Origin of the sequence: Streptomyces sp. NPDC006739, assembly GCF_042869815.1 — a bacterium.
Taxonomy (GTDB): Bacteria; Actinomycetota; Actinomycetes; order Streptomycetales; family Streptomycetaceae; genus Streptomyces.
The window spans coordinates 42799-60291 of the sequence record NZ_JBIAGM010000032.1 but is presented as its reverse complement, the minus strand read 5'-3'; the positions used below and the strand labels follow the sequence as shown (position 1 = coordinate 60291).

The following is a 17493-nucleotide window of genomic DNA, read 5'->3' as shown; positions in this document are numbered from 1 at the left end:
AGCCGCAAAGTAGCGGTCAGGGTCGTGTGAGCGCCGCCTACTTGGGCTGCCGGGGCACGGTCTTGGCCCGGTCGAGGTGCCCGTACACCGTGGAGCGGGGCACTCCGAACAGGTCGGCGATCAGTCCCCGAGGCCGGCGTCTCCCGCTGGCGTGCGGAGCTCGACCCGGCGACTGGCAGGCTGAGGTCGCCGAGGAAACCGCGACGGCGGAGGAGACAGGTAGCGTTCGTGGCACCAGCCTGCGGCTGGGCCACGAACGCTAATGTCATCCATTCTTGGCTAGCCTAGCGGTGCTAGCGTGCGGGACGTTGGACCGCAGGGCGGCCCTTGAGTCTCGCTAGGCCCAGGCAGGGCAGGTCTTGTCCGTGCGGTAGTTGTAGCCGTTGCTGTTGACGAAGACTCGGAGGCACAGGAAGGAATCTCCCCACGTAGGGCCAACAGTGAAGGCAAAGCGTACCGCTCCGCGGCCTTCCCATCCCTCGTTGTCGACGGTGACCGAGTTGTTGTTTGGGTCGTAGCTCCAGCCCGACGCTCCGTTCCCGTCGACGTTGGTGACCCACGGGTCTTTGGTGAGGGCGCCGTTGGCGGCGCAGATGTTGGTCGTCTGGTAGCCGGTGGCCAGCCTCCAGCCGATCGCGTTGTATTGATCGATCTGGCCCCGGACAGACCAGCAACCGGTGTACGCCGGGTTCCTCATGCTCTGCGGCAGCTTGCCGCCGCCGCTGATCTTCGGCGCGCCGTACGGGGTGGTGATTTCCTTGAAGAACTTTTTGTCCGCCGGAGACAGTTTGTTGAACGCCGCCTCGGGGTGCGCGGCGTGGGCGACCCGGTTCACCAACGCCTTGGCCGTTGCCACGAAGAGCTTTTTGTCCGCCGGAGACAGCTTGTTGAACGCCGCCTCGGGGTGCGCGGCGTGGGCGACCCGGTTCACCAACGACTGGACGGCTGCCGTGCTCGGCACCGTGGTCGCCGCGCTGGCCGTGCTGGCGGCGCCGGTGGTGCCGGCCAGAGCCAGCATTCCGGTCGCGGCGAGCATGGCAAGAGTCTTCTTCATGTCCGATCTCCTGGATCACGCGTGGGAGTCGACCTGTTGCCGTCCCCCGCCTAAAGCCGCTTGGTCCGAACTGGCGCGAAGCGGCAAAGCCAGATTGCTCGCGCGGGCTTGGCGTCGTCCCGTATCCCGTACGACTCCGTACACCACACGCATAGGATGGGCTTGTCAGGGACGCACGAAGCGGGGGCATCGTGACTGAAACGCCGGGCGCACTGCCGGATCCGGACGGGGCGGTCGATCTGCCCGAGTTCATCAGTCTGCTGGGGGAACTGCGTGCGTGGGCGGGGACGCCCTCGTACCGGTTACTGGCAAAGCGGGTGGGGCCGCTCATGCGGCCGCCACGCGAGCTGTCCACCATGACGGTTGCGGACGCATTCAAGGCCGGGCGGCGCCGTCTCGATCTGGACCTCGTGGTCGCGATCGTCCGTGCCCTCGGCATCGACGGACCCGCGCTCGATCGCTGGCGCCAGGCCTGCATCAAGGTCCACGCACAGGCCAAAACCGGCGGTCCCGTCGGCGTGTTCGGTCAACTGCCAACGGATCTGGTGACGTTCACCGGGCGCCGTGAGGAACTCGCGCGTCTGATCGCGGACGCGACGCAGCACCACGAGGCCGGCAGCGCGAACACGGTCGTGATCTCTGCGGTCGAGGGCATGGCCGGGGTCGGCAAGACCCAACTCGCGATCCACGCCGCCCACGAACTCGTCCGTGCCGGCCACTTCACCGACGTGCAGCTGCATGTGAACCTGCGCGGCTTCGACCCCGAACTCCCGCCAGCCGACCCCTCCGCCGTCCTGGAGGCCTTCCTGCGGCAACTGGGCGTGCCCGCGCAGCAGATCCCCGGGAGTCGGGATGAGCGGGCGGCGATGTACCGCGACCGGATGCGGGATCGTCGTGCCTTGGTGCTGCTGGACAACGCCGCCACTGAGGATCAGGTCCGTGACCTCATCCCAGCTGGGCCCACCTGCCTGGTCCTGATCACCAGCCGCCGCAGTCTGGCCGGACTCGACGGTGCCGCTCCGCACCTGATCGACACTTTCACCGTAACCGAAGCACTCGACCTGCTCACCCGGATCGCCGGGCACGACCGTGTGGCCGCCGAGCCCGAAGCTGCCGCGCGCGTCATCGAGTACTGTGACCGCCTCCCGCTCGCCCTGGCGTTGACCGCCGCCCGGCTCCGCTCCCGGCCCGCCTGGAGCCTGGCCGAACTAGCCGACCGGATGCAGGCCGGGCGTCTGGCGGCGATCAGCGCCGGTGGCCGCGCGATACGCCCTGTGTTCGACGCGTCCTACCAGGCGCTCCCGGACAGGGCACAGCAGGTGTTCCGTCTCATCGGCCTTCACCCTGGCCCAGACTTCGGCGCAGCGGCGGCCGCCGCATTGGCAGGCATCACCGCCCGCGAGGCCGTCGAGGTACTGGAACTGCTCCTGGACGAACATCTGCTCCAGCAAAAGCGCAGCGGGCGCTTCGAACTCCACGACCTGCTCCGTGCCTACGCCAATGAGCAGGTCATCGCCATTGACCCTGGCCAGGAGCGCCGCGCTGCGGTGCACCGGATGCTGGATCACTATGTGCGTACCGCGCACGACGCCGCCCTGCTGGTGGAACGGGGCCGGGAGCCGCTGAACCTGCCCCCGCCGCAACCGGGGGTCTGCCTGGAACACTTCGCCGATCACGAGCGGGCGCTGGCCTGGTTCACCACCGAACATGCCGTGCTTCTGAGCGCTGTAGGACACGCCGCCGCCACCGGTTTCCACGCCCACACCTGGCAGCTGGCCCACGCCCTCGCCACCTACCTCGATCGGCGCGGGAACTGGCACGACCTTGCCGCCGTCGGCAACACCGCAATAGACGCCGCCGACCGGCTGGCCGACCCCCTCGGGAAGGCCATCGCGCACAATATCGTCGCCCGCGCACACCGCCGCCATGGCGACTATGAGGCCGCCCAGCATCACCTGCGTCACGCCCTCGACCTGTTCGGCCGGACCGGCAACCTAAACGGGCAAGCCGATTCGTACATCGAACTGGCCAAGGTGAAGGCATGGCAGAGCCCTCCGGCCCTTGCCGAAGGACTTGCGCTTGCCCGTCAGGCCCACGCCTTGTACCAGTCCTGTGGCCACCGGCTGGGGCAAGCTCAGACCCTGACCGCCATCGGCTGGTCACACGCGCGCCTCGGCCACCCTGCACAGGCCTTGACCTGCTGCCGACAAGCTCTGCCTGTCCTTGAAGAACTCGACGACCGTGAACGGCAAGCCCACGCCTGGGACAGCATCGCCTACGCCCACAGCCACCTGGGCCAGCACCCCCAAGCCGTCGCGTGCTACAGACTCGCCCTTGACCTGTGCCGCGACCTCGGCGACCGCCCGCTGGAAGCAGACATCCTCAACCGTTTCGGCGACGCCCACCATGCCGCACACCACCCCGACGCAGCCCACAACGCCTGGCAACAGGCCCTGGACATCCTCACCGAACTCGATCAGCCCTACGCCCACCAGATCCACGACAAGCTCGGTCTGCACCGTGACCGGTGGGAAGTCCCGAACAGGGGGCGTGCCAGCAGGCGGCATGAAAGGGCGTTCTGAACCAGGACCATCACTCCCCTTGTCAGCCTCTCCTGTCACCGCTGTTCACGTGAACGGCACCGGGCATCGGGAGCCGGAGACGAGGAGAGGCGACCAGAGTGGTTGATCGGCTCGTGCTGCTTCACCCAGTTCCGCAGCGTCTCCCGCGAGCCGATGCCGAGCTTCTCCGTCACCGCTTGCAAGGCGGCCGTCTCGTTCGGGTAGTCGCCGCGCACCTCAGCCACCATGCGCACCGCACGACGGCGGAGCTCAAGTAACGGGAAGGTCGTGCCATGACTCGATCCTTTCATAAAATCGAGTCTCTATTCGATTGGGGGCGGTTCACCGGCTACGAGAAAAGACTTGCCAGAGCCGCTTCAGGCTGTATGCGGGCAGCAGGAGTCACACGGTTGGCCAGCCCGGGATGAAGTGTGCCGCGAGGGCATGCAAAGTGATCCATGTGAAGGCAGTACGCCCAACTGGTCTGGAGATTCCTATGTCACGAACATTCGCGGTCGGCGCCCTCCTCGGCCTCGTTCTCGTAACCGGGTCGTCCACGGCTGCATACGCTGTGGTCGCGCCGGCAGTCCCTCACATCATGACAGAAGCCGCGACCGTCCAGGCCGGCGCGACCGCCTTCGGCGGCCTCGGCGAGGACGATGGGACTGACAACGACTGCAACGGCATCAATGCCACCGGCAACCTGTGCACTTGATTGACATCTGTCCTCCTCCGCCTCGCCGAGAAATACTGTCGGCTTTGACGGGCCGTTAGGTGATCAAGGCGCATGGGCGGGTGGCGGTATCCGCGCGCAGCACGGCACGCTCGCACCCGTCCGCCCATGCGTTAGCCTGACCAAGCAGCTCGGAGTCGAACTTGTCGAACGACTTGGAAGCAGTGAGCCCTTTCAGCGTTGCCTCTCCAGAGTGAGGACGGCTTTGGCGATGACGGCCATGAGGTTGGGGCTGCAACGCGCTCTGCGGAAGATCCGCCAGGACTTCAGTCGGGCGACTCCGCGTTCGACGGGTGCCCGGGCCGCGGACAGGGCCCGGTTGACGGTCCGCTCGGTGGGGGTGAGTTCGCCGTTGGGCGGGCGGCGCTTGGCGGTGGTGACCCAGTCTCCGGCTCCGATGTAGGCCCTGTCGGCGAGGACCGGGACGCCCTGGCGCTCACAGATTCGGATGATCTTGTGGGTGCGGGCGGCCGTCAGGTCGTGGGTCCGGCCCGGCAGCGCCGGCGACAGCCACAGGATCTCCCCGGCCGGATCTGTGACGACCTGCACGTTCACTCCGTGCCGTTTGTGTTTGGAGGAGTAGTCGGCCTGCCCGTCGCCGAGCCGGTCGCACTCGGCGAGGGTGCCGTCCAGGAGCGCGTAGTCGGGGTCCGTCTCACGCAGCACCTTCAGCAGGCCCGGCGCCTTGTCCGCCAGGTGCCGGACGACTGTCGTGACGTAGGCGTGGGCGGTGCCGACCGATATGCCGAAGCCCGCGGTGAGCTGCGTGAGGGTGTCGTGCCGCCGGAGGTAGACCAGGGCGACGAGAGCACGCTGGTGCGGCGGGAGCTTGCAGCGACGGTCACCCTCGCGGGTGACGATGAGCATGGTTACCCACTCGACCAGAGCGTGAGGCAGGTCGAGTGCGGCAGGATATGGGACCAACGAGGCTCCCGCGCTGCTGAGTTGAGACGTCGAACACCTCTCTCAACGGAACGGGAGCCTCGTGCGTTGCGGGTGCCGGCTCGTCACCCATCCGGTGGCCGCTCTGAAAGTGCTCACTGTAGTTCGGCGAAGTGGTCATGTAAGGGACGGTAGTCGTCGGCACTGACACTCGCCCGGTCGGGTGAATCCGGAGCCTGCGGAGAACCCCGTCAGGCACGAAGAACGTACTGACAGACGTGGAACCGATCCAAGAAGTGCACCTGTCCGAACCCGGCCTGCTCGTCATCGACGTGGCGGGTTTCGACGACGCTACCGTCCTCGCCTTCCAGGCCGCGGTCGCCCGGACCTGGGGAACCGCGCTCGCCGAATGCACCACCCGAGAGGCCGGCCAGCCGGGTGTGCGGCTGCGGATGTACACCGATCTGCGGCAGGTCCTCGAGAAGGCTTCCCCACCCGAGCGGGTGTCGGCGGGGACATAGTGAGGCGTGGTCCGTCACCACGGGGGGAGTGACGGACCCGCCGGGGTCCACGGTGCCACACCAGTCCCCAGGCGCGCTGGGTCTCCAGGTGAACTCGCCGCGGGTCAACTCGACGCCGGGCGAGCGGGGCTCGTTGGTTGCGGGCCTGCAGCAGGGCGACGACGACGGCCGCGTACGCGCGGGATCGGTCCCAGACGGCGAAGTAGTCGGTTCGTTCGGCGGCTGAACGAAGACCTTCACCGCCCCCCGGCTCTGCGCGGCCATCGTCGAACCGCCTGACCTTCAACGGCACGATCATCGAGACCGGCAACACCGACTCCTGCCGGCTCGCCTCCACCCGGGCCCGGGTGGAGGAACCCGCCAAGGCCGGCTGACACCTGCAGGCCCCACCTCGATGGCCCGCCGCCCTCACGGGCGGCGCGCTGTCCCACCCCATCTTTGAACCTCGATTGAACTCCTCGCGCTCGCCCGGCTTCATCGCGATGAGTGCGGACGCTGCCGAGCACGACCTCAGTCGGACAGCGCGACCGGGGACCACATGCCGAACCACTGCTCGGCGCCCCAATCCTCATACCGTCGCACCTCGGTGAACCCCAGCTTCGCCGCGAGGCGAATCGAGCGTTCGTTGGCGGTCTGGGTGCTGAGCACCACCGGCTCGCCGGGCAGCGCTTCGGCGCACCAGTCGAGTGCCGCCGAGCATGCCTCCGCGGCATACCCGTGTCCCCACGCCTGCGGCAGGAACATGTAGCCGAGTTCGACCTCCGAGGCTCCGGGGCGGACGTGAACCGGATGCTCCGGGTCGCGCCGCTCAAGCGTGACGATCCCGATCATCGCCCCGTCGAGATCGACCACGAAGAGGCCAGGGCGCCGTTTGGGTGTCTCTGGCACCGCACGCTCGAACTCGTCGCGCTGTCGAGGGCCACCGATGTAGGTGCCCACCTTGGGCGAGGTGAACAACTCGATGACCGCCGCACGGTCGCGGGCCTCGGGCTCACGGAGCACGAGCCTCTCGGTATTGATCGGGGCAGGTGGCCAGGCGACGGGGCCTAACTCAGTCATGCAGGCCAGCCAATCAGCAGGCTCGGTAGCGATCAAGACTCGCGGACCGATCACCCCGCCTGCCCAGGGACGTCCTTCTTCTCTCACATCCCCTGCAACGAGCCACAACCCGCACTGCTTCACCCTGGGGGCAAGGACGGGATCTGACGTCATTCCTCGTGAACATCCACGGCCCCGCCGACTGCCCACCGCCACCCAAACGGATGGGCAAACGCTGCTGCTTGAAGTGAACGAAGCCAAGCTGGGCTTCCTTGTGGCTGACCATGGTGGGCCAGCCGGTCTGGTACCAGTGGTCCCACTGCTCGGGCGACAGGCGCACTCCGTTTGGTACCCAGTTCTGGGAGGAACCATCCCCGCGTGTGCGGGGATGGTCCCCAGCATCCGCCGTCAAGAAGGTTCTTCACGGCCTGCTCCCCGCACCTGCGGGGATGGTCCCGCCCCCATATTCGACGCCCCCGTCAATAGCCTGCTGCTCCCCGTCCCGGCAAGGTGATCCGCCGGCACCGCTGCCCGTCCTGCTCCCCACGCACGCGGGGATGGTCCCGCCGGCGCCGTCGACGTCGTTCCGCTCACGGACTGCTCCCCACGCACGCGGGGATCGTCCCCTCAGAGGGCGGTACGCGACTTGATGTCCGGTTCGTTATCGCGTGAAGGTGTGACTGTGGGGACTCCGGGCCGGTCATCGAGTTTGGCCGTGCTGGAGTGGCGGGGTGAGTGAGCGCAAGTCCTACAAGAGTGATTTATCCGATGAGCGGTGGGCGCTGATCGAGCCGGTGATCACCGCGTGGAAGGCGAAGCACCCTTCCGTCAGTGGCCACCAGGGCAACTACGAGATCCGGGAGATCGTCAACGCACTCCTGTACCAGACTCGGACCGGCTGCCAATGGGACTACCTGCCTCACGACCTGCCTCCGCCCGGTGCGGTGAAGTACTACTTCTACAAGTGGCGGGACGATGGCACCGACCAGACCCTCCACGAGCTGCTGCGAGGCTCGGTCCGGGAGCGGGCCGGGCGATTAGAGGACCCGTCCTTGGTGGTCCTGGACACGCAGAGCGTGCGCGCCGCGGTGAACGTGCTCGCGGCGACGACTGGCAGGGATGCCGCGAAGAAGGTGCCGGGTCGCAAGCGCGGACTGGCGGTGGATGTGCTGGGCCTGGTCGTCGCGGTGGCGGTGTTCGCGGCGAGCGCCCACGAGAATGAGCTTGGCACCGCTCTGCTGGACGAGGTCGCTGTGCGGGCGCCGTCGGTGGTCAAGGCCCTGGTCGACCAGGGCTTCAAGCAGAAGGTTGTCCAGCACGGCCGGGCCCTGGGCGTGGACGTCGAGATCGTTGAGCGGAACCCGCGGGATGTCGGGTTCGTTCCGCAGCCCATCCGGTGGAGAGTCGAGCAGACCTTGGGGACCTTGATGCTGCACCGGCGGCTCGTGCGGGACTACGAGTCCCGGCCGGCCTCCTCTGTCTTCCGCGTGTACTGGGCCGAGACCGACCGGATGCCCCGGCGCCTGATCGGCGCCACTGCCACCAGCTGGCGCGCCCCGGCCGACCTCGCGGGACCTCGCCTTGGATGAACCGGTACGGGCGGCATGAGTATTAGCCGGCTTTTCGCCCGGATCGCCGAGCGGGAGGCCGAACTCGTGGTCCAGGCTGACGCGTTGGGGGCCGAGATCGGCCAGCTTATCGACCGCCTGAACGACATCGAGCGCGATCTTGAGCACGTCCGGATCACCCGGCAGACCGCCACCACCCTGGCCGACGGGCTCGACCAGGACGCTCCTTCCCCGCCCGAGCCGGAACTGCCCGAGCACCCGCTTTACCCTCAGCTCCTCGCCGTCTTCCACGAGAAACAGCGGCCCCTGCGCGCCCGTGACCTGTGCGAAGCCCTCGACCTCGGGCTGCTGCCGAAGAATATCGAAGGCGTCCGCTCCAAGCTCAAGCGTCTCGTCGCCCGTGGCATTCTCACCGAGACCGAGCCCGGATTGTTCACCCAGAACCGGCCGTAGGACATCCAGCGCCTCCGCGACCAGCACACCTCACCCAACACAACTCACGACGGGCATCGGGTCGCGTACCGCCCTCTGAGGCTCAGATGGCGGTAGAGAGTGCGACGTGGCGCCATTGGTCGAGTTCACGTCGCACCAGATCCAGCTTTGCCCCGACACGCTCGACCGCGTCCGCGCCCAACTGCAGGCGCAGCGGCGGGTTGGCAACCTCGGTGACGTCGACGATGGCTTTGGCTCCCTTCACCGGATCGCCCGGCTGGCGGCCGTCGTTTTTGGCCAGTGCCTCGCGCACCGGTCCCGCGCCGGCGGCGTAGTCGACGATGGCGGCTGGTTCGACCTGGATGCTGGAGCTGTTGAGGAAGTCGGTGCGAAAGCCGCCCGGCTCTATGATCGTGACGCGGACGCCAAGCGGGGCCAGCTCGCCGTGCAGTGCCTCGGAGATGCCCTCGAGGGCGAATTTCGACGCGCCGTACAGGCCCGCCGCCGGAACGGTGGCGAAGCCGCCCACAGAGCCGATGTTCACGACATGTCCGGATCGCTGAGCGCGCAACGTCGGCAGGGTCGCCCGCAACGTGTTAAGCACGCCGAACACGTTGACGTCGAACAGATCCCGGGCAGCCTTGTCGGAGGTCTCCTCGATCGCGCCCACGAGGCCGTAACCGGCGTTGTTGGCCACGATGTCGATCCGGCCGAACTCCGCCAGGCCAGCCTCCACCGCGGCCGTCAACTGCTCCGGTGCGGTCACGTCCGCGTTCACCGCCAGCAGTCCGTCCGGCATTTCCGGGTGCGCCTTGAGCACCGCCGACACATCCCTCGCCGTAGCGATCACGCTATGCCCTCGATCCAGCGCCTCACGGGTGATCTCCGCGCCGAGCCCACGCGATGCACCGGTAACAAACCAAACGCTCATGTTCTCCCCTATTCCGATGGCACGATTGGCCAACAGCTCGACGCTAGAAACTAGAGTCGGGTCTAGATCAAGAGCTGTGTGACGGGAGTCGCTCATGGACCTGAGCATCGGCGAGGTGGCAGAGCGCAGTGGGCTGAGCGTTCACGCGCTGCGGTTCTACGAGCGGGAGGGCCTGTTCGCCAACCCGGTGCGCCGCCTGTCCAACGGCCGTCGGATCTATCACGAGGAAGATCTGGAGTGGCTGGCGATCTGCACGAAGTTGCGCTCCTCCGGCATGTCACTGGCCACGATCCGGCAATACATCGAGCTGGTCGGTCAGGGCCCGGGCAACGAACATGAGCGGCTGGAATTGCTGCGCCGGCACGAAAACCACGTGGAGGCGCAGATCCGGGAGCTGCAAGAGACCCTGGACGTGATGCGGCACAAGGTGAGGATCTACGAGGACCATGTCGTCCGCGGCGAGGCCGACCGGCTCTGGAATCCGTCCCACCCGGATGCGGCAGCCCAGGCCAGCACTCACCAGGAGTGCCATCCGTCAGAGGGTGGGACGTGAGTTGATGTCGCTCACCCCGCTACTCCAGCACGGCCAAACCCGTTGACCGGCCCGGATTCCCCACGGCCACACGTTCAGGCGATAACGAACCGGACATCAAGTCGCGTACCGCCCTCTGACACCGCGGCCCTATGGCCACTCATTTGTCACAGCCTCGCAACCGCCTCTGAAGCTCCCTTGCAATTTGCTTACGCGAACACATAGTTTACTGTCGCACGGCAGGATGGGCGGCTTCAACCATCCCTTTCTGACCGCAACTAGGGGATTGTCATGGCACAGGCAGCAGCAATCATTCGCATCCACGAAGGCAGCGGCAAGGCCGTCTGGCCCCTCGGGGCGCGAGCCGTCTCCCACATCGGCAGCGCCTGCGCGATCGAGGGAACCGGCGACTTCACCCCGGAGGACTTGCATCTCGTACGCCGCCAGTTCCCCGGCCAGTACGCGACGCTCGACGGCGACGTGATCACCGCGTGGCCGCCCGCAAGCCCGTAAGGCCGGTAAACACCTGGACACGTCGGTTCGATGACAGGCACTCGGCGGCTGGCGACGCCACCGAAGCCGGCGGCCGGAAGAACCGGCGCGCTGAGCCCTCATTCTCATCCACGGCGGACTCGCACGGTCCGTTCGGCCCGACGAACGCTCCCTGAGATGTGCGGGTGCGACGAGCGGAGACACAGAACTACAAATCGACACCCAGTTCCGAAAGTGACCGGATACCTCCCGAGTTGTGCGAGTGAACTCAGATAACGAGCTGGGAAGTTGACTGACATATGCGTAACCTTGCGATCACGCAAAGACATGACCGCAGCTGGACCAGGCCGCGGTTCTGGGCCGCCGCATGCCGGAGGCCGGGGGCAGTGGTCAACCCGACCACGTCGTACGGGGAGACAACGTGACAGCAACACAACGATGCTCTACGGGGCACAACATCGGCGCTGTTCGCACCCGGAAGCACACAACAGCCTTGCTCCTCGCTGGCAGTCTGTTGGCGCTGGCCGGGTGTAGTGACAACAACTCGGACGCGTCGTCCAAGCCCAGCCCTACGCCGACTGTTGCCTCGCCGGCCCCCAGTTCCACCGTGGGCGCCGAGGACGCAGCTGTCCTCGCGGCGTACACCGCCTCCTGGGACGCGCAGACGAAGGCCTACAGCAAGGCCTCCTCGACGGGCACCGACCTGAAAAAGAACACCACCTTGCGAGCCCTGTTCGACATCGAGCACGACCTCGAGGTCATGCACAAGGCCGGACAGGTGACCATGGGCACGCCGGTGATCAGCCCGAAGGTCGTGAAGGTGACCGACACCAAGATTCCCACGGCCACGGTGACGGACTGCATCGACACGACGCACTGGATCCTGACCGACAAGGCGTCGAAGAAGCCGGTCCCGCTGCCCACGACGCGGCTCATCAAATACGTCAGCACCGCAACGCTTGAAAAGTGGGGGAAGACGTGGATGGTCACAAAGTTGACCGCGCAAGAGCAAGCCTGTTAACCCGCCGCCTCGCTGGACTTACCGGGGCCCTCGCACTGGCCTCGGCAGGCGTGGCACACGCTGGCGGTGATCCTGACGTCGGCGCCGGCAAGTGCCAGGTCATCAAATTCTGCGTTGATGTCGGCGTCGGTGACAAAGCCAGCGGCAGCGGCGGGCGGGCAGGGGGCTCACAAGGCGGCGGCGCCAGCGGCGACAGCAAGGTGGAGTGCAAGTACCAGAAGGTCGACCCGAAGCCCCCGGCCGCATGGCCGGGGTGGAAGGGCGCTGACCCCAAGAAGAACGACGTGTACTTCTACGGGTGCACGGACGGCGGCCAGAACAACCCGGACGGCTTTGCCGTCGTGCCGCTGGGGCAGCCTCCGGCGCCACAGGTCGACCCCCGGGTGCTGGCTCAGCGCGCGGTGGACGCCATGACGCTACTCGGCCCGGACATCGCCAGCCCGCGCGCAGCTGGGAAGTACACCGTGGGCGTCCCGATGTGGATGTGGGTCAACCAGAGCGCCACAACCTATGGGCCGAACACCGCGTCGGCCACGGCAGGCGGGATCACCGTCACCGCGACCGCGAAGGTGTCGAAGATCGTGTGGACGATGGGCGACGGTGCCTCCGTGACCTGCACGGGCCCCGGTACCCCCTACGCCTCGTCCGAAGGCATGGCCCAGTCCCCGGCCTGCGGACACGTGTACTCCAAGACCTCAGCCGGTCCCCAGAACGGCAAGTTTCCCGTGACCGCGACCTCAACCTGGACGATCAACTGGCAGGGCGGCGGACAAGCCGGCCAGCTCACCGAGGTCCGGCAGACCAACATGCAGGTGGCAGTCGGCGAAGTCCAGGTCGTCAGGTAGCCGCCGGAAGGACAGAACGGTGAGCAAGACCCAAGTAGAAACAGCCTCGAACGGTGTCCCGCAGCAGGGACGAGTGGCCGGGCCCGTGGCCCCGCCCCGGGTTTCGGCCCGCAGACGCCGCCCCGGCGTGATCGCCTTGTCGCTGGCGCTGATTGCCGCCGGTGGCGCGGGAGTTGCCGTCCTGCTTGTGCAGGTCGGCAACCGCACGGACGTGGTGACCGTGGTCCGCGACGTCCAGGTCGGCCAGGTCCTCACCGAAGGCGACCTGGGCAAGGCGTCCATCGCCCTGGACCCGGCCGTCAAGGCGGTACGCGCCGACAGCCTCAAGTCGGTGGTCGGCAAGCGGGCCGCTGTAGAGCTCAAGCCCGGCTCCCTGCTCGCGCCCACGCAGGTGACGAAGGACAACCTGGTGAAGGCCGGTGAGCAGCTGGTGCCGATCGGCCTGGAGCCCAAGCAGATCCCGGCGACCGCTCTGGTGCCGGGCCAGAAGGTGGAGTTGGTGCACGTTCCGGCTCAGGGAACGACGGACACCGGCAAGTCGTCGGACGCTGCGCCGCAGACCATCGACGGCCGGGTCGTGAAGGCCTCCGGCGCCGCCCCTGGTACCGGGATCGTGGTCGTCGACGTGGCCACCTCCGCTACCGACGGTCCTACGGCCGCCTCGTGGGAAGCGGCCGGCACCCTGCGCCTGGTTCTCGCAGCCCCGGACGGCAACTGATGGCTGTCATCGCTCTCACCGGGTGCAGCGGCGCGCCCGGCGTGACGACGAGCGCGCTGGCGCTGCTGTTGTCGTGGCCGCTGGAGGCGGGCCGGCGGATGATTCTGGCCGAGTGTGACCCGGACGGCGGTGCCGTGCTGCACGGGCTGCTGCAGGGGACGCTCGGTGACCGGTACGGGCTGCGCAACCTCTCGGTCGCCGTCCGCAAGGGCGAGTTCAGCGAGGCCTTCTGGCGGCAGTTGATCGACTTGAGCAGTGAGGACGGCAAGCAGGAATCTCCGCGCGACCGGCTGCTGCTGCCCGGCCTCACCGACCCCTCGCAGTCGGCGAGCCTGACCCAGGTGTGGAAGGTCCTCGCGCAGATGTTCCGCGGTATTGAGGCCGAGAGCGGGCACGACGTCCTCATCGACCTGGGACGGCGCGGTGCGTACGGGCCCTGCGGGGTGCTGGCCGAGCAGGCCGACGCCACCGTCGTGGTGGTCCGCAACACCCTGCGCTGCCTGCAAGCCGCAGAGGGCCGGGTGCGCGCGCTGGAGGAGCGCGTGGGTGACGTCAGCGTGCTGATGATCAACGAGGGCCCGTATCCCGCAGGCGAGGTGCAGCGTGTGCTGCAGGTGCCGGTAATCGCCACCCTGCCGTACGCGCCGAAAGACGCCCGTGTGCTGTCCGACGGTGCCGAACAGCCACGCCACTTCACCAAGTCGCCGCTGATGAAGGCCGCCCGCACGAGCAGCACGCTGCTCCTCCAGCGGGCCGCCGTGCGCCGGGCCCGCCTCGACCCACGCGGCCTGCGCGCAGGTGGCGGGGAGGTGACCCGTGCGCGCTAGGCCTTTGCACCACGACCCCTCGGTGGCACCGATGCCCCAGGAGTGGCGCCAGACGAACGGAGCACCGGCAGTTGCTGGTGCTGCCTCGAGTACGCAGGTCCTGGGCACGGCAGTCCCGCAGATCACGGTCGACTACCGGGTGGCCCGGGACATCGCGTCCCAGGTCGCCAAGCAGCGCGAGGAACTGATCAAGACCAAACCGGGCATGGACCGGGCCGGCGAGGAGCAGCGCTGTCTGAACTGGATCGCCGAGGCTGTCGCGCTGTGGTCGGACGCCCAGGCGATGACGCCGCAGGAGGACGAGGCGCTGCGGCGCGCTGTGTATGACCTGCTCTTTCGGGCGGGCCGGCTCCAGCCGTACCTGGATGACGAGCGGGTCGAGGACATCATCATCCAGGGTCCGCACGAGGTGTGGCTCGACTACGGCGATGGGGAACGCCGCCGGGTCGGGCCGATCGCGGACTCGGAAGAGGAGCTGCTGGAGCTGCTGCGGGAGCTGGCGCGGGGCTCTGGGCACAGTGAGCGGACCATCTCCACCGCGAATCCCACCCTGGCTCTGTCACTCAAGGACGGCTCCCGACTGCAGGCCATCACGGGGCTGGGGCCGATGACGTATGCGGTCATCCGCCGGCACCGGGTCTCCCACGCCAATCTCGACGACCTGGTCAGGTTGGGCACCATCGACCCGGTCCTGCGCGAGTTCCTGGGCGCCTGCGTGCGCGCGGAGAAGAACATCATGATCGCGGGGAAGCAGAAGGCCGGGAAGACGACTGTGTTGCGGGCGATGCTCAAGGAGTTCGACCCGGAGTGCCGGTTCGCGACCATTCAGACCGAGGACGAGGTGTTCGCCCACCAAAACGGCTACCACAAGCAGGTCGTGTCCCTCATCGGGCGTGAGTCCAACGGGGAGAAGGACGTCACCGGGCGTGGCGCGGGTGAGGTGACGCTGCTGGACCTGATGCATCCGGCGCTGCGGATGTCGCTGGAGCGGATCGTGGTCGGCGAGGTCCGCGGGCCTGAAGTTGTCGCGATGATGCAGGCGTTGACGAACGGGTCGGGTGGCAATCTGTGCACGATCCACGCCCGGCGGCCGGACATCATCTTTGACCGGATCGCCGAGCTGTATGCGCTTGCCCAGGAGAACCTTTCCGAGCAGCTTGCCTATCGGCAGACCGCCAACGGTCTGGACTTCATCGTGTACGTGGACATGACGGATGAGACGCAGATCGGCGGCCGCCGTCACCGCTACGTCTCCCACGTCCTGGAGCTGACCGGGATCGGGGAGAACGGCCGGCCCGCCACCAATGAAATCTTCTCCCCCGGCCGTGAGTGGGGTGAGCTGCGGGCGGTGCCCCGGATGGACCCGGGCTGCATCGATGACCTGCGCCGCGTCGGCTTCGACTCCTCGCTGCTGCAACAGCTCTACGGGGCCTGGCAGGCACCGTTGCCGCTGAAGGTGAGGGCGGGCCGATGACCCTTGTGTTCGGGCTGCTGTGTGGCATGGCGGTGGTCGGCGGGCTGATCGGTGTCGTGGCGGGTGTCGTGGGCACGACCGCGCCGCGCCGGGCGCCGCTGCTCAAGCGCTGGCAGGCGGCGCTGCGCGGCGGGAAGAACCAGAGCGAGGACGCCCGGATGCGGCGGCGGACCCTCATCGCCGCGGCCGTGGTGGTCTTCGTGGCGGTGTGGCTGGTCTCGGGGAACTTCGTCGGGGGTGTGCTGCTGGGCGCGGCCGTCGTCGGCGTGCCCTGGCTGGTCAGCCCGGCGCAGATGGCACAGGAGCGCATCGGTCAGCTGGAGGGCCTGAGCGAGTGGACGCAGCGGCTGGCCGGCCTGCTGCGCCTGGGTATGGGCCTGGAACAGGCGATGATCACCAGCCGTCAGGGGGCGCCGGCCGAACTTGCCGGGCAGATCATCAACCTGTCCGACCGGCTGCGCCTGGGCTGGCGGCCGGACGGAGCGCTGCGGGCGTTCGCCGGGGAACTCGACGATGTCACCGCGGACAAGGTGGTCGCCGCGCTCATCCTGTCCGTCAACGACCGCGGCCCGGGCCTGGCTCAGGCCTTGGAGGATCTGTCGGGCACCGTCCGCGAGGAGGTCGCCAAGAAGCGTGCCATTGAGGCGGACCGGGCCAAGCCGCGCACGACCGTGCGGTGGATGACCATCATCACCGTGGGTGTCGTGGTGGCCGGGTTCTTCGTGCCGTCCTACACGAAGCCGTACTCCACCCTCCTCGGCCAGCTCGTGCTGGCCTTCCTGACGGCCGGGTTCGTCGGCGTCCTCGCCCTGATGCGGCAGCTGGGCAACTTCCGCCGCATCCCGCGTTTCCTGATCGCCGACCCGGCCAGCACCGTCCGGCTGCCCGCTCCCGCACCGGAGCCGGAGCCGGAGCCGCCTGCCGCCGCACGAGAGCCGGAAGGGGCCGCGTCGTGAACCTGCTCCCTGTCGTGGTGACCGGCGGTGCGGTCGGCGCCGGCGTCGCCCTGCTGATGAGGGAACTGCTGCCGCCTCAGCCTGCGTTGGGGCCTGCCCTCAAACGCAGTGCCCCGGCCACGCTGACCATGCCCGAGCCGGTACTGGACCGTGAGGAGGTGTGGGGCCGGTGGCTGCTGGCCCGCCTCGAGCGCCTGCCGGGCGTCGAAGTCCCCACCACCAATCTGGCTCTGCTCGGGCAGGGGCCGGGCCAGTTCATGCTCAAGAAGGCCGCGCTGGCCGCGCTGGGGCTGCTCTGCCCGGTGATCGCGACGATTCCGTGGATCATCGCGGGCGTGGGCCTGCCGTTCTACGTGCCCGCCGGTGTCGGACTCCTCGTCGCCGTCCTGCTGTTCATCACCCCGGATCTCGCGGAGCGGGACCAGGCCAAGCGGGCGAGGGAGGAGTTCGCGCACGCCCTGTCCGCCTACCTCGACCTGGTCGCGCTCAAGCGGGCCGCCGACGCCGGCCCCGCGGAAGCTTTGGAGAAGGCCGCCGAGGTCGGCGAGGGCTGGCCCTTCCTGTATCTGCAGGGCGCGCTGCGCCGGGCCCGGCTGGAGAAGATCCCGCCGTACCAGGCGCTCACGGAACTCGCCCACGAGTATGACCTGCCCGTCCTGGACGATATCGCCGACATCATGCGCGGCAGCGCAACCGACGGCGCCGCCGTCTACAAAGCACTGCGGGCCCGCACCGCCGCGCTGAACGCCGAACTGCTCGCCGATCAAGCGGCCGAGGCGAACGCGGCCAGCGAAAAGATGACCGCGCCGGGAGCCCTGTTGGCCGTGCTGGTGATGCTGCTGATGGCCTTCCCCGCGGTGATCCGCATGCTCACCGTCTGAAAAACCACACCGACTCCTTCAACGCTC

18 protein-coding genes and 1 pseudogene are annotated in these 17493 nt (G+C 67.9%); 14 read left to right on the top strand and 5 right to left on the bottom strand.

The annotated features are described in order from the left end of the window. Positions 1 to 337: 337 nt before the first annotated feature. Positions 338 to 1054, bottom strand: a complete 717-nt coding sequence (locus ACFYMM_RS38200) for a hypothetical protein (protein WP_388395797.1) — start codon at positions 1052 to 1054, stop codon at positions 338 to 340. Positions 1055 to 1245: 191 nt separating this feature from the next. Here ACFYMM_RS38200 and ACFYMM_RS38195 point away from each other — a divergent pair, with 191 nt between their 5' ends. Beyond that, entirely contained in the window at positions 1246 to 3636 is a 2391-nt protein-coding gene (locus tag ACFYMM_RS38195; RefSeq protein WP_388395794.1) for a tetratricopeptide repeat protein, read from the top strand. A 35-nt stretch (positions 3637 to 3671) separates the two neighbouring features. Here the strand turns inward: ACFYMM_RS38195 and ACFYMM_RS38190 are convergent, their stop codons facing one another. After that, complete coding sequence (locus tag ACFYMM_RS38190) at positions 3672 to 3926, bottom strand: hypothetical protein (protein ID WP_388395791.1); 255 nt, start codon at positions 3924 to 3926, stop codon at positions 3672 to 3674. Positions 3927 to 4522: 596 nt separating this feature from the next. Next, positions 4523 to 5272 carry a transposase family protein gene (locus tag ACFYMM_RS38185; RefSeq protein ID WP_388395789.1) on the bottom strand — a complete coding sequence of 250 codons (750 nt, stop codon included), beginning with the start codon at positions 5270 to 5272 and terminating at the stop codon, positions 4523 to 4525. Between the two features lie 236 nt (positions 5273 to 5508). Here ACFYMM_RS38185 and ACFYMM_RS38180 point away from each other — a divergent pair, with 236 nt between their 5' ends. Both ACFYMM_RS38180 and ACFYMM_RS38175 read left to right on the top strand, forming a co-directional pair. Further along, complete coding sequence (locus ACFYMM_RS38180; RefSeq protein WP_388395786.1) at positions 5509 to 5751, top strand: DUF6207 family protein; 243 nt, start codon at positions 5509 to 5511, stop codon at positions 5749 to 5751. 226 nt (positions 5752 to 5977) lie between these two features. Next, positions 5978 to 6125 (top strand): annotated as a pseudogene (locus ACFYMM_RS38175) (AAA family ATPase); the annotation flags it as partial. Positions 6126 to 6261: 136 nt separating this feature from the next. Here ACFYMM_RS38175 and ACFYMM_RS38170 read toward each other — a convergent pair. Next, complete coding sequence (locus tag ACFYMM_RS38170; RefSeq protein ID WP_388395862.1) at positions 6262 to 6810, bottom strand: GNAT family N-acetyltransferase; 549 nt, start codon at positions 6808 to 6810, stop codon at positions 6262 to 6264. Positions 6811 to 7520: 710 nt separating this feature from the next. Here ACFYMM_RS38170 and ACFYMM_RS38165 point away from each other — a divergent pair. After that, positions 7521 to 8378: an IS5 family transposase gene (locus ACFYMM_RS38165; RefSeq protein ID WP_388395783.1), complete on the top strand. Its 858-nt coding sequence runs from the start codon at positions 7521 to 7523 to the stop codon at positions 8376 to 8378. A gap of 66 nt (positions 8379 to 8444) precedes the next feature. Then, on the top strand, positions 8445 to 8810 hold the full coding sequence (locus ACFYMM_RS38160) for a hypothetical protein (protein ID WP_388395779.1): 366 nt from the start codon (positions 8445 to 8447) through the stop codon (positions 8808 to 8810). 82 nt (positions 8811 to 8892) lie between these two features. On the opposite strand, the gene ACFYMM_RS38155 is transcribed toward ACFYMM_RS38160, so the two are convergent. Next, positions 8893 to 9720: an oxidoreductase gene (locus ACFYMM_RS38155; RefSeq protein WP_388395860.1), complete on the bottom strand. Its 828-nt coding sequence runs from the start codon at positions 9718 to 9720 to the stop codon at positions 8893 to 8895. A gap of 94 nt (positions 9721 to 9814) precedes the next feature. Between ACFYMM_RS38155 and ACFYMM_RS38150 the strand changes: the two genes are divergently transcribed. The 9 genes from ACFYMM_RS38150 (at position 9815) to ACFYMM_RS38110 (ending at position 17466) form a co-directional block, all read left to right on the top strand. Continuing rightward, positions 9815 to 10273 (top strand): MerR family transcriptional regulator, encoded by a 459-nt coding sequence (locus ACFYMM_RS38150; protein WP_388395777.1) that lies wholly within the window; start codon positions 9815 to 9817, stop codon positions 10271 to 10273. Positions 10274 to 10543: 270 nt separating this feature from the next. Continuing rightward, on the top strand, positions 10544 to 10765 hold the full coding sequence (locus ACFYMM_RS38145; protein WP_388395774.1) for a hypothetical protein: 222 nt from the start codon (positions 10544 to 10546) through the stop codon (positions 10763 to 10765). A gap of 586 nt (positions 10766 to 11351) precedes the next feature. Then, positions 11352 to 11765 carry a hypothetical protein gene (locus tag ACFYMM_RS38140; protein WP_388395772.1) on the top strand — a complete coding sequence of 138 codons (414 nt, stop codon included), beginning with the start codon at positions 11352 to 11354 and terminating at the stop codon, positions 11763 to 11765. Between the two features lie 50 nt (positions 11766 to 11815). Continuing rightward, on the top strand, positions 11816 to 12610 hold the full coding sequence (locus ACFYMM_RS38135) for an ATP/GTP-binding protein (protein WP_388395769.1): 795 nt from the start codon (positions 11816 to 11818) through the stop codon (positions 12608 to 12610). A 19-nt stretch (positions 12611 to 12629) separates the two neighbouring features. Further along, positions 12630 to 13328 (top strand): SAF domain-containing protein, encoded by a 699-nt coding sequence (locus ACFYMM_RS38130; RefSeq protein ID WP_388395766.1) that lies wholly within the window; start codon positions 12630 to 12632, stop codon positions 13326 to 13328. Further along, a complete protein-coding gene (locus ACFYMM_RS38125; protein ID WP_388395764.1) occupies positions 13328 to 14155 on the top strand; it encodes a hypothetical protein in 828 nt (275 codons plus the stop codon). The genes ACFYMM_RS38130 and ACFYMM_RS38125 overlap by 1 nt, the downstream gene beginning before the upstream one ends. 31 nt (positions 14156 to 14186) lie before the next feature. After that, positions 14187 to 15629 carry a CpaF family protein gene (locus ACFYMM_RS38120; protein WP_388395858.1) on the top strand — a complete coding sequence of 481 codons (1443 nt, stop codon included), beginning with the start codon at positions 14187 to 14189 and terminating at the stop codon, positions 15627 to 15629. Next, entirely contained in the window at positions 15626 to 16585 is a 960-nt protein-coding gene (locus ACFYMM_RS38115) for a type II secretion system F family protein (RefSeq protein WP_388395762.1), read from the top strand. The genes ACFYMM_RS38120 and ACFYMM_RS38115 overlap by 4 nt, the downstream gene beginning before the upstream one ends. Further along, positions 16582 to 17466, top strand: coding sequence for a type II secretion system F family protein (locus ACFYMM_RS38110; RefSeq protein ID WP_388395759.1), 885 nt, complete (start codon positions 16582 to 16584; stop codon positions 17464 to 17466). Before ACFYMM_RS38115 ends, ACFYMM_RS38110 begins: the two co-directional genes overlap by 4 nt. Positions 17467 to 17493: the final 27 nt, after the last annotated feature.